This window comes from Synechococcus sp. H55.7, assembly GCF_047462395.1.
Lineage (GTDB): Bacteria > Cyanobacteriota > Cyanobacteriia > Thermostichales > Thermostichaceae > Thermostichus.
The window spans coordinates 64,169-78,379 of record NZ_JANSJD010000003.1; the positions used below are offsets into that span (position 1 = coordinate 64,169).

The window sequence follows — 14,211 nt, forward strand, 5'->3', positions numbered from 1 at the left end:
AAGGGATCCAAGGGCAACGTCGATAACCAAGGAGTGGGGCGAGCATGTCAAGACCGCAGGTACGGCGGGGATGGCCTCTGGAAGCCTTTGTGGGCGATGTTATCGTCTGTACACTGGAGGGATCCCATCTGGATCAAGTGACGGAGATCCGCGTCAGCCCGGCGGGCAAAGGGATCCGGGTTAGCTTCGGGGATCCCTTGGGGCGCTCCCAAGGGCCGGTGCAGGCCACTGCCGAGGCACTGACCGTAACTTTTGAGATCGATCCCAGCACCTACCCTGGCGAAAAACGCATCGAGCTGATCTCGCCGGCAGGGCCCAGCGATCCCCTGCCGTTTTTGGTGATGATGTAAAGTCGCGCGGCGAGGAAGTGGGTCATGCCGTTTGCGATTGCTCCGAGCGATGTGGGTGTGCTGCTGCTGGGGGTGGGCCTGTTGCTCTTGGCCGGCGGCTGGGCCTGGTGGCTGCGACGACAGCAGCAGGCTGCTCCCCCAGACTCGACAACTGTTTGGCCGGCAACGGCGGTTGACCTCTCTGCCCTTACGGTGGAACAGGGGGCCCAACTGCAGCCTTTCGAAGAGGCGGTGGCAGATCGGCCCCAGGATCCCATTGCCTGGTACAACCGCGCCACCACCCTCGACCACCTGGGGCAGGCCCAAGCTGCCCTGGCCAGCTACGATCGTGCCCTGGAGCTGAAGCCAGATTTTCCCGAAGCCTGGAACAACCGCGGCTCTCTACTGGACGATCTCGGCCGTCACCAGGAAGCGCTGGCCAGCTACGAGCGGGCTTTGCACCTAAAGCCGGATTTTTTTGAGGCCCGCTTTAACCAGGCCAACACGCTGCGGCAACTGGGCCGCTACCAAGAGGCCCTGCGCGCCTACGAGCAGATTCTCACCTTCCGCCCCGATAGCTCGGAAACGTGGTATCTGCACGGGCTAACCTTGGCCTCGCTGGGGCAGTGGCAGGGATCCCTAGCTAGCTACGACAAAGCCCGGGCCATAAACCCCAGCAATCCCCAGGTTTGGCAAAGTCGCGGGCTGGCCCTAGTGCACCTGGAGCGCTACGCCGAGGCCCTGGCCAGCTATGAACGGGCCCTGCAACTGGGATCCGCATCGGCTTCCCTCTGGGCCGGCCACGCCCTTGCCCACCACCGCCTGGGCAACTGGATGGAAGCTCTCAACAGCTACGACCGCGCCCTGGCCCAGGATCCCCAGCGCCCTCAGATCTGGGTGCAGCGCGGCCTGGTGCTGATGGACTTAAACCTCTACGGGCTGGCCATCCAGAGTTTTGACCGGGCCCTGCAGATGGATCCCGAAGATGCCGAGGCCCACTACGCCAAAGCCTGCTGCTGCGCCTGGGAAGGTCAGGTGCCCCAGGCTCTGCAAGCCTTGGAGCAAGCCCTGCGCCTGCAGCCGGAGCGCTACCGCCCCTTGCTCTCCTCTGAGCCCTATTTCGACCTCATTCGCAGTGAGCCGAGCTTTACGGCCTTCCTGACAGCCCTCTCCGGCCTTGGAACCGACACGGAGGGATAGCTTGGTAGCTCCGTATTTCGTGCGGGGCGGAAAAGCCCGTAAGCAACTTTAGTTGCTCATCGTCTGCGTCCTGAGTTCCAGAGGATGGGCCGGCAACAGCAATCTGGTGGCTCCGCCCAATGCAGAGGAAACCCGCTGATTTTCCGTAGAGATGCTGTTGCTTACAGCGAAAAACCTGAGCAAACTGAGAACACTCCAGCTCCTGGCAGATCTCGGGGGCAAGTTGTGTTCTTGTTAACATCTGGTAGCATTTTCATGGACACAACCTGATACTGTCTGCCTGCAAGCTTCTTCGCGGTTGGGTGCAGCGGAAGTCTGGCCCGGAGAAAATGGGTGGCGCCTAGTATCCCCTGTCTCTAAGTTGGTTGTCTATGCTAACGGCTCCTCAACCGCCTTCTCTCGACGACTCCGACCCGCCAACGCCATCGACAGCCGAGGCTCCCCTATCTTTGACTAAAGCTAGTATTGGCGATACTGGATCCCGAGCTGTGGGTGCGTCTATGGCATCCAAACATGAAGATGTTAAAGCCCAAACCGCTGCACTGTTGCGACTGTACCACCAGACTCGGGATCCGGCCCTGCGCAACCGGCTGGTGGAAATGAACCTGGGCTTGGTGCGCAAAGAAGCCCATCACTGGAGTAACCAATGCAATGAGGGGTACGATGACTTGGTACAAATCGGCTGCTTGGGTTTGATTCAAGCCATTGAACGCTTTGATATTACCCGTGGCCTGGCTTTTAGCTCTTTTGCCATGCCCTACATTCGCGGAGAAATTCAACACTACTTGCGGGACAAAAGCTCCACCTTGCGGATCCCACGTCGCTGGACGACTCTGCAACGACAAGCCAAGAAGGTGATTGCGCGCCTGCGGCAAGAGTTGGGCCGTCCCCCCTCTGAGGCCGAGGTGAGAGAAGCTTTGCAACTGACGGACCGGGAATGGCAAGAGATGGAACTGGCTCAACAAAATAGCCTTTTGCTCAGCCTTGATGCCCCCATTCAAACCGGGGAAGATAGCGTTGCTCTAGGCGAGGTCGTTCCAGATCAACGCTACCGCAGTTTTCAACTGGCCGAAGAAGATCGCATTCGCCTACAACATGCCTTGGCCAAGCTGGAAGAGCGCACCCGCCAGATTTTGGAATTTGTCTTCTTCTACGACCTCACCCAAAAAGAAACGGCAGAGCGGCTGGGGATCAGCGCCGTTACTGTTTCCCGCCAGGTCAAAAAGGGGCTGGAACGCCTGGCCAAGTTGTTGAATCAAGATATTTTTTGATATTTTTTAAAGTGTTTGGGCCAAGGCGATTGACGGTGCTTTCCCATCCAGTAAAATGCCGGAGCCTCGGTACTGCAATAGATTGCTAGACTAATGGGAACACCGATCAAAATATATTTGATGAATAGAAAAAAGCGCTCTTCTCGGGATCAACCCTCAGCACCTCGCGGTTTCAAGCCCAAGCTGAACCACAACTTGCTCGGCAGGGATCCCTTCTTCCACGGCCAGCCCAACCGGCTCAGCTTGGCTCCTTATGTGCGCACCTTGCCCTCGGTTGTCGATGCCATGCTGGATTTGGCCCAGGTGGGGCGCGAAGATGTGCTGTACGACTTGGGCTGTGGGGATGGCCGCATCCTCATTCGAGCGGCACAGCGCTTTGGCACGCGGGGTGTGGGGGTGGATATCGACCCGGAGCGCATCCTCGAAGCCCAACAGCGGGCCCAAGAAGCCCAAGTTCAGGATCGAGTCATCTTTCTCCAGCAGGATTTGCTTAATTTGGACTTAGCCCCGGCGACAGTGGTGAGCTGTTATTTGCTGCCCCGCTCCCACCTGCTGATCCGAGACAAGTTGCGCTCACAGCTCCGGCCTGGCGCCCGCTTGGTTACCCATTCCTTCGACATGGGAGATTGGCCCCCCACCGCCACCACCACCGTATCGGATGTCATCAACACCTACACCATCTACCTGTGGCAGATCTAGCCCTCCCAGGCCATCACTTCCCAAACAGCCGCAGAAGGCTGGTGCAACACAATCCGGTTGCCATCGGGATCCTGAAAATCCACCTCCTGTCCGTGAAAAGCTTGCCGCAGGGGGGAGATGGAGAGCCGGTAAGTTTTCGACAGCCCCTCCAGCGTTGTCAGGGATCCCTGTAAATCCTGCACCTGCAAGCAGAGGCTCATCGCCCCGGCTTGAGCAGCAAAGTTGGGGTGACGGCTGCCATAAAGGCCCAGCCGCAACCCCGGCAGACGAAACTCCACATACACCGGCTCCCCCTCGGTTGGGAGCTGAGCTTGAGGAGGGATCCCCAAGAGAGCCTGATAGAAGTGCTGTAGACGGGGTAAATCCGGGGTAGCCACGCTAACCAAGGCACCGGAAATCAGCATTGCAACCGCGTGGGGTAGTTCTGTTGCTTTACCCTAGTCTGGCTCAGGGCTCGAGAACAGAGTGAGCCACAGCCGCAGGCACAAAGGCAGGAGCGGCCAAGCCCGAGGTGAGCAAATAAGGCCGCACCAGCGCCGCCAAGCCGGCAATGAACAGCGGGTCGGCATTTAGGGCGGGCACCCGGCGAAAATCGGCGATCCCAACCTGGTGGGCCAGCTCCCGATACTCGATGTCGATCTCCTGCAGGGTCTCGATGTGCTCCGACACAAAGCTAATCGGCACCACCAGCAACTGCTTCACCCCGCGCGCTCCCAGCTCCGGGATAACCCGTTCGGTATAGGGTTGCAGCCACCGCACCGAACCCACCCGGCTTTGGTAGGAGAGGGTGTGGTCATTGGGGCGCTCCACCTGCTGCCAGATCAGCCGCACACAAGCTTCCATTTCCTGTTGGTAGGGATCCCCGGCCTGGGTGACATAGCTTTCGGGAATGCCGTGAGCGCTAAACAGCACATGCACCCTTTCGGGATCGGCAAACCGATCCAATTGTTCCCGAATGGCTCCTGCCATCGCCTGCACGTACTGAGGCTGATCGTACCAAGAGCTGATCTGGCAGCGCTCGATGCGGCCCAGCTGCGGGTCTTCGGCCCAGAGCCGATCCAGCAGCTTAAAGCTGGAGCCGGTCGTGCTGATGGAATACTGCGGGTAGAGCGGCAGCACCACCAGGCGGGTGATCCCATCCGACTTGATCTGCTGCACCACCGATTCGATCAGGGGGTGCCAGTAGCGCATGGCCACATACACCGGCACGTCGTAGCCCTCGGCCACTAGGTGGGCCTGCAGTTCTCGCGCTTGCTCGGCCGTGATGCGCCGCAAGGGGGATCCCCCCCCAATGGCTGCGTAGTTACGCCGGGATTTTGCGGCCCGCAGCGCGGAGATGGCCCAGGCAAAAGCCCCCTGCAAGAAGGGAAACGGCAGGCGGATCAGCTCGGGATCAGCAAATAGGTTGTAGAGAAAGGGCTGCACATCGGCCTGGGTCTCTGGTCCCCCCAAGTTCAGCAGGAGCACGCCGCTTTTGGACATAGCAAAACTCAATCATCGTTCTTTATCCACTGTAGGGGGTCTTATCCCACAGCGGGAAAGTGGCCTTAAGTTTTTTTGCAGCCTTTCTCATCCACCTAGCCGACGTTGGTGAAAGCGGCAACAGCAGGCCAGCCTCACCTGATGGCGCAGCGAAGTGAAGCTATCGTATACCTATACGCTTGGCTCTGGGACATTGAGCCTCGTCGCCAAGCCTTCTGTCCCTCCCCTGCTGCGCCGTAGCGTGGGGTCTCTCGGAGAAAAACGATGAGTTCTCGCTACCTACTGCCCCCTGCCGAGCCCAAATCTGTCGGCACCACCTACATCCTTTGGGCGCTGGGCATATTCGGGATCTGTGGCGTCCATCGCCTCTATCTGGGCAAAACCGTGACGGGCATTCTCTGGCTTTTGACCTTCGGCCTTTTGGGCTTCGGCCAGTTGATCGACCTGTTTTTGATCCCGGGCATGGTGGAAGATTACAACTTCAAGCTGGCCGTCCTGCAAGGAGTGCGGCCCTCTCCGGCTCCCGCAAAAGCCGTCTCTGCCCCGCCTCAGCCTTTGAAGGGTCAGGCTTTGATGCGGGAGATCCTGCGGCTGGCGCAGCAGCGACAAGGGATCCTCACCCTCTCCGAAGTCGCCATCGAGCTGCCTGCTGACTTTGACGAGATTGAAAAAGCGCTGCGAGAGCTGAGCCGGCGGGGCATCGCTTCTCCCGAGAACAACTTGGCTACCGGCGCAGTGGAGTACCACTTCCCTCACCTGTTGCGCTCCCCTGGCGACCGGCGCTCCCTCTGACAACGTCCTACTGGGATCCCAAGATGCCCCGCTGTTTGGCCAGTTGCATCGCCCGGCGAAAGGCCAGCAGGCCCAGCCCGAAGTAGAAAAGGCCGCTGGCCAGAGCCATGAGCAGCCGCAGGGGATCCAAGCCCGCCTCCCGCACCATCAGATCCCGCAGCAAGCCGGCCCCTGCCGTCATGGGCAGCATCTGCCCCAGCCACTTCAGGGATCCCGACCACTCTTCCGTGGGGGTGGCCAGGAGAAAGAGCAGGCCGAATTGGCTGAGGATCAGCAGTTGTTGGATGCGCTTCCAAATCAAGGCAGCAGATCCCAGCAAAAACGAGAAGCCATAGGCCCCCAGCACCACGCTCAAGAGGGGCAACAACAGAGTGGGAGGAAAGCGCAGCCGGCTGCCTGTCAACAGCAAAATGACGCCCAAAATAACGGCGACGACGGAAAAGCGCAACACCAAGCTGGCGCAGGCCCGCGCCAAAAACAGGGTGGCCGCCGAAAAGGGCGAGAGCAACACCTGCTCCAAGGTGCCTGTCTGGGCTTCTACTTGCAGGTTGAGGGCAATATCGTTCACCACAAAAATGACCAGCGTCCAGAGCACATAGCCGATCACCACCGCGTCCAACCGTTCGCCAAATTGGGAGGCCGGCCCCGCCACATACTGAGCGCCGGCAAAGAGGGCATAGAAGAAAAAGGTGGTGATCAGGATCCCGCCCAGGGCTTCTGCCGGATAGCGGATGTACTGGATCCAGGCCCGCTTCAGCTCCGCCCAAAACAGGTGTATCGCCTGCATCATCCTCGCCTATCCCCTCTTTTTAACAGCTTGAGGAAAACATGGGTGAGATCCGCTTCCTCGCGCTTGAGGCTGAGCAGGGGCAAGGGCTTGAGGATCTCCAGCACCTGATACAACGCCTCTGAAGAGCCGCCAAAGCGCAACTGATGGAAGCCGAGAATCTCCACCCCTTGCTGGAGCAGGCGCTCCGCCCGGCTGGGATCGAGGTCTTGTTCCAACTCAATCCGATAAGTACTGGCTGCGCCGGCAAACTGGCGGATCAGCTCCTGCGTGGGGGCCTGGCAGAGGATTCTCCCCCCCTCGATCACGGCCACTTGGTCTGAGAGGGCCTCGGCCATCTCCAGTTGGTGGGTGGTGAGGAGAATGGCCCGACCCGAAGCGGCAATTTGGCGGATCAAGGATTTCACCGCTTGCGCCGCTTCCACATCCAGCCCCAAGGTGGGTTCATCCAGCAACAGCAGAACCGGCTGGTGCAGCAGGGCAACAGCAATGGCCACCTTCTGCTGCATACCCCGCGAAAGGGTTTGCACGGCAACATCCCGTTTTTCCAGCAGGCCAAAGGTTTCCAGTAGCTCCAGCCCCCGCTGGCGAGCCGTTCTGGGGGATAGCCCCCGCAGCACGCCAAAATACTCTAAGTTTTGCAGGGGGGTGAGCCGCCAGTAGAGGTTGCGGTTGCCTTCCAGCACCGCCCCCACCTGGGCCAGCGCACCCGCATCGGCGTGGGGATCCCGTCCCAGGATGCGCACCGTGCCGGCATCCGGCTGGATCAGCCCAGCAATCATCTTGATGGTGGTGGTCTTGCCGGCTCCATTGGGCCCCAAGAAAGCCAGGATCTCCCCTGCCGCCAGCGTCAGAGAGACATCCACCACCGCCCGCACCTGCTTGCCCCCCTGCCGGTAGGTTTTCTGGAGGTGGTGAGCTTCGAGGACTTTCATGAGGCAAGGCAACGGGGAGTGCAAAAGTCCAACCCGAGGAAGGCCGGGCACCCATCCCAGTTTCTCACAGCAGAAGCCCCGCCCCGCAGCCAGGACTAAGTGGCTGTTGGGATCCCGGCCTCTATCCGGCTCAGGGCTAAGCCCATTTTGTCCAGCCACTGCAAAAGGTTCTCCAGTTGCTGCGCCGCAGGCACCATCCCCAGGCCCCGCACCGTCACCTTGCCCGGCTGGTAAACAAAGCGAGGCTGTAGGTGAGTGGGCAGCGCTTCCTTGAGGCGGTTCCAGGCAGGCTCCTCCATGGGAGTTTCCAGAAGCACATGCTCCTTGGCCGGCCTGATACGGGAAAAGCCCAGCCTGCGGGCCAAAATCTTCAGCTCCATCACCCGCAGCAGCTCCTGGGTAGGCCTGGGCAGGGGGCCAAAGCGATCCTGCCATTCCTGGGCAATTTGCAACAGCTCGACCCGAGAGCCGGCAGCAGCCAATTGGCGATAGGCCTGCATCTTTTGATCTTCGTCGGGGATATAGCTTTGCGGGATCATGGCGGTGACATTGAGGTCGATTTGCGTATCTTCCACCTGCGGGATCTCTTGGCCACGAATTTCGCGAATGGCCTCTTGCAGCATCTCCAAATAAAGATCGAAGCCCACAGCATTGACCTGCCCCGATTGCTGCGTGCCCAACAGGTTGCCAATGCCGCGAATCTCCATATCCCGCATCGCCAATTGATACCCAGATCCCAGTTGGGTAAATTCCTGAATGGCCTGCAGGCGTTTGCGGGCCTCTTCGGTGAGGATGCCATCTTCTCGGTAGAACAGCCAAGCATGGGCTTGGATCCCAGCCCGGCCCACCCGCCCTCGCAATTGGTAAAGCTGAGCCAGCCCAAACTCCTGGGCATTTTCGATCAAAATGGTGTTGACACGGGGAATATCCAAACCCGACTCAATAATGGTGGTGCAGACCAGGATATCGATTTCCCCGTTGTTAAAAGCCAGCATCGTCGCTTCCAGCTCTCCTTCCGGCATTTGCCCATGGGCAATGGCAATGCGGGCGCCGGGCACCCATTCCCGCAATTTGGCACTGGTCTCTTCGATCCCTTCAATGCGGTTGACAACATAAAAGACTTGCCCGCCGCGATCCAACTCTTGGCGGATAGCCGTGCGAATGACCTCAGGATTGTAGGGGGAGAGGTGAGTTTTAATCGGGCGCCGCGAGGGCGGGGGAGTTTGGATCAAGCTCATTTCCCTCAACCCCGACAAGGCCATATACAGAGTGCGGGGAATGGGGGTAGCCGTAAGGGTGAGCACGTCCACCTGGGTTTTGAGGAGTTTAATTTTCTCTTTTTGGTTGACGCCGAAGCGCTGTTCTTCGTCAATGACCAAAAGGCCCAAATCGCGAAACTGTACATCCTTGCCTAAAAGCTGGTGGGTGCCCACAATGACATCCAGTTCACCACTTTTGAGGCGGGCCAGGATCTCTTTTTTCTCGTCGGGAGTGCGGAAGCGGTTGAGTAAGCCCACTTGAATGGGATAGGGGGCAAAGCGCTCTTTGAGAGTGTGGTAGTGCTGCTGGGTGAGAATGGTGGTTGGCGCCAAAAGAGCTACTTGTTTGCCGGCGGTTACGGCTTTAAAAATGGCACGGATGGCCACTTCCGTTTTGCCAAAACCCACATCCCCGCACAGCAGCCGATCCATGGGGCGGGGAGACTCCATATCCCGCTTGATCTCCTGGACGGCGCGAGTTTGATCCGGTGTCAGAGGATAGGGAAAAGAGTCTTCCAGCTCCTGTTGCCAAGGAGAATCGAGCGGGAAGGCATAGCCCTCCTGTTGGGCACGCTTGGCATAGAGTTCCAACAGGTCAAGGGCCACTTTTTGCAGGCTCTTTTTAACTTTTTGCTTGGTCTTTTCCCAGGTGCTGCCGGACATTTTGTGCAGCGCGGGGGGGCCATCGCCGCCGGCCCGGTAGCGGGAGAGGGAGTTGACCTGGTCGGCAGCCACCCGCAGCAGGCCATCGCTGTATTGAATGACCAGATATTCTCGGGTTTCGCCGCCGATGGTGAGGCTTTCCAGCCGCAGGAACTGGCCAATGCCATGGGCCCTGTGAACAACAAAATCCCCCGGCTTGAGCAGGTTGGGATCCACCTGGCGGGAGCTGGCCTGGCGGCGCTTGCGCACATAGGTGGGGGTGGCCAGGCTGTGCTGGCCGAAAAACTCGCGGTCGGTCAGCACCACCCACCCCAGCGTGGGCAGGAGAAACCCCTCCAGATCCGCTAGGCCGGAGTACTTCAGGGCCACCGGCGTGTAGGACTGGAGCTGGCGCTCGATAGTCGGAAAATCTTTGGGGTTGGGCACGTACTGGGCCGGGCAGTCGTGTTCCTGCAGCAGAGCCACGGTGCGGGAGGGCTGGGCGGAGAGGATCCACACCTGCAAGTGTTGCTTGCGGTACTCGCGCAGGGTTTTGGCCAGGGATCCAAACTGGTGGGGAGTGGCAGGGACAGGCCGGCTTTTGAGGTCGAGGACAGCTTCCCCCTCGCCAGCAGGGGCAAAGGCACGGACCAACAGGCGGGGGAAGGGATCCCACTCAGCGGCCTCAAGATCGAAGGGGCGGTGGAAGGGCACTAGAGCCGGCTCAGCAGCCTGGGCCAATTGCCACTGCTCCTGGGCGTGGGCTAGCCACTGCCGGCTGTGGGCCTGGCACTGCTCCGGCTCGTCGATCAGGATCAAGGTATTGGGATCCAAGTAGCTCAGCAGGTTGGCCGGTGGATCGTAGAGCAGGCCGAGAAAACGGCGCAGGCCTTCTGGGGGAGGCGATCCCTGCTGCCGCAGGGCGGGGGAGAGCTGCTCCATCTTTTCCTGCAGCGCTGGCCAGAGCATGGGCCCATAGCCGGTGGGGGTCAGCCAGACAGAAGGGATCCCATCTTGGGAGCGCTGGCTTACCGGGTCGAACTCCCGCAGCCGTTCCAGCTCATTGCCAAACCACTCCAGGCGCACCGGCCACTCGCAGGCCACCGGGAAAATGTCGAGAATATCGCCCCTTTGGCTCCACTGCCCCTCGCTTTCCACCAGGCTTACCCGCTGGTAGCCCAGCCGGGCCAACTGCTGCCCCAACTGCTGCGGCGACAGCTCCAGGCCAGGTTCCAGCTTGAGGCAGAAGGCCTGAAACACCTCTGGGGGGGGAAGATGGGGTTGTAAGGCCCGCTCCGTGGCCACAACGGCCATGCCCTTTCTGCCCTGGAGACAATCGGCCAGCACCTGCAATTGTCCCCACACCAGCTCCGGCTCCAGGTCAAACGGCTCATAGGGGGAAGCCTCGGAGGTGGGATAAAGCTGCACGCTCTCCCAGCCCATGCCCTCCAGTTGCGCCGTCCAGCGGCCTGCTTCTTCCAAAGTGGCAGTCACCACCAGCAGGGATCTCCCCTCCTGCTGGGCCAAAGCCGAGGCCATCAACCCCTTGGCGATCCGCCCTGCCCCTTGAATGGCTGCCTGTCGCCGCGATCTCAAGCGGGCGGCCAACTCTGGCATCAAGCCGGATTGGGCGAGAAAGCGCACCAGCGGGACAAACGACATCTTCCACCCCCCACTGCCAACTGGGATCTCCAACAAGCCGGGATCCCAATTCTGGCAGGCCCTGAGGAAAATTTGCATGGCGTTATCCCCGCCCCTCAACGGGCCATTTCGGGATTGCGGATCCCCAGGCTGCCGAGTTCGCAACCCTCTTTATCCTGTAGTCTGCTTTACACGAAGAAAACCCCTTCTTCCAAGATCCTAAAGTTAACCTTTAGAGTCGAGCAGCCCATCGCTGTCTTAGTCAAGATGCAATCTTAGGAGGAGCAAAAAAGATAGCCTTCCCGACCTCATCCAAATGGGTACGGATGTCTGCAGCGAACATACCTAGAGGCGTGCCTGCACAAACTGCAGCAGAGAGGGTTGGGAAAAGTTGAGTTTATCCATCCAAACTGGGTGCCAATCATGTTTCTAGACACCGTCGCACTTTCTCGACTACAGTTTGCCCTCACGGCCATTTTCCATATGCTATGGCCGGTTTTAACAACGGGACTGGCTATTTATCTTGTTGTTATAGAGGGCCTTTGGCTAAAAACCCGCAATCTAGATTACTATCGCCACGCTCGTTTCTGGTCAAAGATCTATGTGTTGAACTTTGGCATCGGCGTGGCCTCAGGGTTGCCGATGGCCTTTCAATTTGGCATGAACTGGGCCCCTTTTTCTGAGGCGGTGGGCGACTTCTTTGGAACCGTCCTTGGGTTTGAGGGCACGATGGCCTTTATGCTGGAGGCCAGCTTTTTGGGGATCATGCTCTTTGGCTGGGAGCGGGTGCCGCCGGTGATTCACTGGATCTCGACAATCCTGGTGGCCTTCGGCGCCAACCTCTCTACCTTTTGGATCCTGACGGCCAACTCTTGGCTACAGACGCCGGCAGGGGGGGTATTTGTCGATGGGAAGTTTGTGGTGCGCGACTACCTGCAGGCGATTGTCAATCCCTTCATGGTTAATAGCTTTCTGCACATGTTTTTTGCCACTTTGGAAACCTCTTTGTTTGTGATCGGTGGCATCAGCGCCTGGTACATTCTCAAGCGGCGGCACAGCGAGTTTTTTTCCCGTTCCCTCAAAGTGGTCTTGGCGATGGCTCTGGTGGTGGCCCCTTTGCAGGTGTTTATCGGCCACTTGAGCGCGGAGCAAGTGTATCGCTATCAACCGGCCAAGCTGGCGGCCATGGAGGCCCAGTGGGAGACGATCCCCGCCGGCGAACGAGCCGATTGGAGCCTGTTAGCCCTGCCCAACGACCGAGAAGAGCGCAACGAGTGGGAGGTGAAGATCCCCGGTGCGCTGGGCTATCTGCTGGAGTTTAAGCCCAGGCTGGATCGACCGGTGCAGGGCCTGAAAGCTTGGGATCCCCAAAATCGTCCTCACATGATTGGCCTCATCTACTACTCCTTTAGGACAATGGTGGCCATTGGCCTGTTTCTGGCCGGGCTTATGGGGGTGACCTTGATTCAGTGGTTGAGGGGCAAGCTGTCGGCGGAGGCCCTCTCCCAGCAGAAGTGGCTGATGTGGGCTTGGGTCTTCGCCGCACCCCTGGGATACATTGCCGTGGAGACCGGTTGGATCGTCCGCTGCGTGGGCCGGCAGCCCTGGATTGTGTATGGACAACTGCGCACCGCGGAATCCGTTTCGCCGCTGCCGCCGGGAGAGGTGCTGTTTTCTTTGGTCGGCCTGACTGCTTTGTATACGGTGTTTTTCGTGGCTGCCCTTTACTTTGGCAGCCGCATCATCCGCAGAGGGCCTGACCTGGAGCTGCCTGCCCCCGTTCCGGCAACCCAGCCGGTGATGGTGATCGAGCCTGCCCGCCACGAGCCGGATCGCCGTCCTGCAGAAGCTCGCTAGCGCCGGTGCAGCCCTAACAGAACCCAGACGACACCGCAGGCTCCTCATCCAACAGCAGCCAAGCCACTTGTCGATTTCCAACTCCCCTCTCCCAGAGGGAGAGGGGTTGGGGGTGAGGGCCCAGAGGGAGAGGGGTTGGGGGTGAGGGGGATCATGTCTCGAACTGGTCGGAAATAAACTACAGAGAACGACGATGGAATCTTTCGAGCCTTTACAGCAGTTTTTACCGCAAGTCTGGTTTTTTATCCTCGGTCTCTTTCTCTTCCTCTATGTTCTGCTAGATGGATTTGACTTGGGGGTTGGCATCCTCTCCCTGACGGCTTCTAGCGAGACCCGCCGCAGCATTCTCATGACCAGCCTGGGCAATGTTTGGGATGCCAATGAGACGTGGCTGGTGCTGATGGGGGGATCCTTATTTGGATCCTTTCCCCTCGCCTACGCCACCATTCTCAACGCTCTCTACATTCCGCTGGTGATCATGGTGGTGGGCCTGATCTTGCGGGCTGTCTCTTTCGAGTTTCGGGAGAACGCCGACAACAAGCTGGTGTGGAACATTGCCTTCGGGGTGGGCAGCTTTTTGGCGGCCTTGGGCCAGGGGTTTGCCTTGGGCAGCGTCTTCGAAGGGATCCGCGTCGACGAAGCCGGCCACTTTGCCGGCAGCCCTTGGGATTGGCTGACCTGGCGCACGGTGTTGGTGGCTCTTACCTTGATCCAGGGCTACGTGTTAGTCGGCTCGGCCTATCTGATCGTTAAGACCACCGGCGAGCTGCAGAAAACCTACTACAAGACAGCAACCATCGCCACCTGGACAACATTGCTGGGGGCAGTGTTTATCACCATCAGCACCCCCATCATGTCGGAGCAGGCGCGCGCTCAGCTTTTCTCGCCTCCTCTTTTCTATATCTTTGCTGCCATCCCCGTTTTGGGACTTTTGTTGGTGGCTCTGTTGCTGCGCAGCCTGCGGCGGCGAGAAGAAAATAGCGTTTTGGTTTACACTTTTTTAATCTTTGCCCTTTCTTTTATCGGCCTGGGGTTTATGGTTTTCCCCAACATTATTCCTCCCAGCGTCACCATCTACGAAGCAGCCGCTTCTCCCAGTTCGCTGGTGTTTATGCTCACCTTTATTGGCTTTTTGATCCCGGTTATTTTGTCCTACAACATCTACAACTATGTGGTGTTCCGGGGCAAGATCGTGGTGCAGGAAGCAACGCCAGAAGAGGCCAAAGTTTCGGAGGCAGCTTAAACCCAAAGCAAAAAGTCTCAACTTAATTAATTAAATCAAGACCCCGCGGAGCGTTTTGCCAGGCGGGGTACATT

12 protein-coding genes are annotated in these 14,211 nt (G+C 59.0%); 7 read left to right on the forward strand and 5 right to left on the reverse strand.

The features are described from left to right. The first annotated feature begins 44 nt into the window (after window positions 1-44). The 4 genes from NW851_RS02090 (at window position 45) to NW851_RS02105 (ending at window position 3,499) form a co-directional block, all read left to right on the forward strand. Complete coding sequence (locus tag NW851_RS02090) at window positions 45-350, forward strand: hypothetical protein (protein WP_414334959.1); 306 nt, start codon at window positions 45-47, stop codon at window positions 348-350. A gap of 24 nt (window positions 351-374) precedes the next feature. After that, window positions 375-1,529, forward strand: coding sequence for a tetratricopeptide repeat protein (locus NW851_RS02095; RefSeq protein WP_414336822.1), 1,155 nt, complete (start codon window positions 375-377; stop codon window positions 1,527-1,529). A 371-nt stretch (window positions 1,530-1,900) separates the two neighbouring features. Then, window positions 1,901-2,800: an RNA polymerase sigma factor SigF gene (locus tag NW851_RS02100; protein WP_414336824.1), complete on the forward strand. Its 900-nt coding sequence runs from the start codon at window positions 1,901-1,903 to the stop codon at window positions 2,798-2,800. A 120-nt stretch (window positions 2,801-2,920) separates the two neighbouring features. Beyond that, window positions 2,921-3,499, forward strand: coding sequence for an SAM-dependent methyltransferase (locus tag NW851_RS02105; RefSeq protein WP_414334962.1), 579 nt, complete (start codon window positions 2,921-2,923; stop codon window positions 3,497-3,499). Here the strand turns inward: NW851_RS02105 and NW851_RS02110 are convergent. Further along, window positions 3,496-3,903, reverse strand: a complete 408-nt coding sequence (locus NW851_RS02110; protein ID WP_414334963.1) for a VOC family protein — start codon at window positions 3,901-3,903, stop codon at window positions 3,496-3,498. The genes NW851_RS02105 and NW851_RS02110 overlap by 4 nt on opposite strands. A 43-nt stretch (window positions 3,904-3,946) precedes the next feature. After that, window positions 3,947-4,981, reverse strand: coding sequence for a ferrochelatase (gene hemH / locus NW851_RS02115; RefSeq protein ID WP_414334964.1), 1,035 nt, complete (start codon window positions 4,979-4,981; stop codon window positions 3,947-3,949). A 264-nt stretch (window positions 4,982-5,245) separates the two neighbouring features. Here hemH and NW851_RS02120 point away from each other — a divergent pair, with 264 nt between their 5' ends. Continuing rightward, window positions 5,246-5,773: a TM2 domain-containing protein gene (locus tag NW851_RS02120; RefSeq protein ID WP_414334965.1), complete on the forward strand. Its 528-nt coding sequence runs from the start codon at window positions 5,246-5,248 to the stop codon at window positions 5,771-5,773. 7 nt (window positions 5,774-5,780) lie between these two features. Here NW851_RS02120 and NW851_RS02125 read toward each other — a convergent pair whose 3' ends face one another. From NW851_RS02125 to mfd, 3 genes are all read right to left on the reverse strand, one after another. Then, window positions 5,781-6,563 carry an ABC transporter permease gene (locus tag NW851_RS02125; RefSeq protein WP_414334966.1) on the reverse strand — a complete coding sequence of 261 codons (783 nt, stop codon included), beginning with the start codon at window positions 6,561-6,563 and terminating at the stop codon, window positions 5,781-5,783. Beyond that, window positions 6,560-7,495, reverse strand: coding sequence for an ABC transporter ATP-binding protein (locus tag NW851_RS02130; RefSeq protein WP_414334967.1), 936 nt, complete (start codon window positions 7,493-7,495; stop codon window positions 6,560-6,562). The genes NW851_RS02125 and NW851_RS02130 overlap by 4 nt, the downstream gene beginning before the upstream one ends. A gap of 95 nt (window positions 7,496-7,590) precedes the next feature. After that, window positions 7,591-11,058 (reverse strand): transcription-repair coupling factor, encoded by a 3,468-nt coding sequence (gene mfd, locus NW851_RS02135; protein WP_414336907.1) that lies wholly within the window; start codon window positions 11,056-11,058, stop codon window positions 7,591-7,593. 402 nt (window positions 11,059-11,460) lie between these two features. Here mfd and NW851_RS02140 point away from each other — a divergent pair, with 402 nt between their 5' ends. Continuing rightward, window positions 11,461-12,894 carry a cytochrome ubiquinol oxidase subunit I gene (locus NW851_RS02140; RefSeq protein ID WP_414334968.1) on the forward strand — a complete coding sequence of 478 codons (1,434 nt, stop codon included), beginning with the start codon at window positions 11,461-11,463 and terminating at the stop codon, window positions 12,892-12,894. 193 nt (window positions 12,895-13,087) lie between these two features. Next, window positions 13,088-14,137 carry a cytochrome d ubiquinol oxidase subunit II gene (gene cydB, locus NW851_RS02145; RefSeq protein ID WP_414336827.1) on the forward strand — a complete coding sequence of 350 codons (1,050 nt, stop codon included), beginning with the start codon at window positions 13,088-13,090 and terminating at the stop codon, window positions 14,135-14,137. Window positions 14,138-14,211 lie beyond the last annotated feature (74 nt).

Coding starts and splice junctions, on each gene's coding strand:
- NW851_RS02090 (WP_414334959.1), top strand. CDS start 45: ATGTCAAGACCGCAGGTACGGCGGGGATGGCCTCTGGAAGCCTTTGTG.
- NW851_RS02095 (WP_414336822.1), top strand. CDS start 375: ATGCCGTTTGCGATTGCTCCGAGCGATGTGGGTGTGCTGCTGCTGGGG.
- NW851_RS02100 (WP_414336824.1), top strand. CDS start 1,901: ATGCTAACGGCTCCTCAACCGCCTTCTCTCGACGACTCCGACCCGCCA.
- NW851_RS02105 (WP_414334962.1), top strand. CDS start 2,921: ATGAATAGAAAAAAGCGCTCTTCTCGGGATCAACCCTCAGCACCTCGC.
- NW851_RS02110 (WP_414334963.1), bottom strand. CDS start 3,903: ATGCTGATTTCCGGTGCCTTGGTTAGCGTGGCTACCCCGGATTTACCC.
- hemH (WP_414334964.1), bottom strand. CDS start 4,981: ATGTCCAAAAGCGGCGTGCTCCTGCTGAACTTGGGGGGACCAGAGACC.
- NW851_RS02120 (WP_414334965.1), top strand. CDS start 5,246: ATGAGTTCTCGCTACCTACTGCCCCCTGCCGAGCCCAAATCTGTCGGC.
- NW851_RS02125 (WP_414334966.1), bottom strand. CDS start 6,563: ATGATGCAGGCGATACACCTGTTTTGGGCGGAGCTGAAGCGGGCCTGG.
- NW851_RS02130 (WP_414334967.1), bottom strand. CDS start 7,495: ATGAAAGTCCTCGAAGCTCACCACCTCCAGAAAACCTACCGGCAGGGG.
- mfd (WP_414336907.1), bottom strand. CDS start 11,058: ATGTCGTTTGTCCCGCTGGTGCGCTTTCTCGCCCAATCCGGCTTGATG.
- NW851_RS02140 (WP_414334968.1), top strand. CDS start 11,461: ATGTTTCTAGACACCGTCGCACTTTCTCGACTACAGTTTGCCCTCACG.
- cydB (WP_414336827.1), top strand. CDS start 13,088: ATGGAATCTTTCGAGCCTTTACAGCAGTTTTTACCGCAAGTCTGGTTT.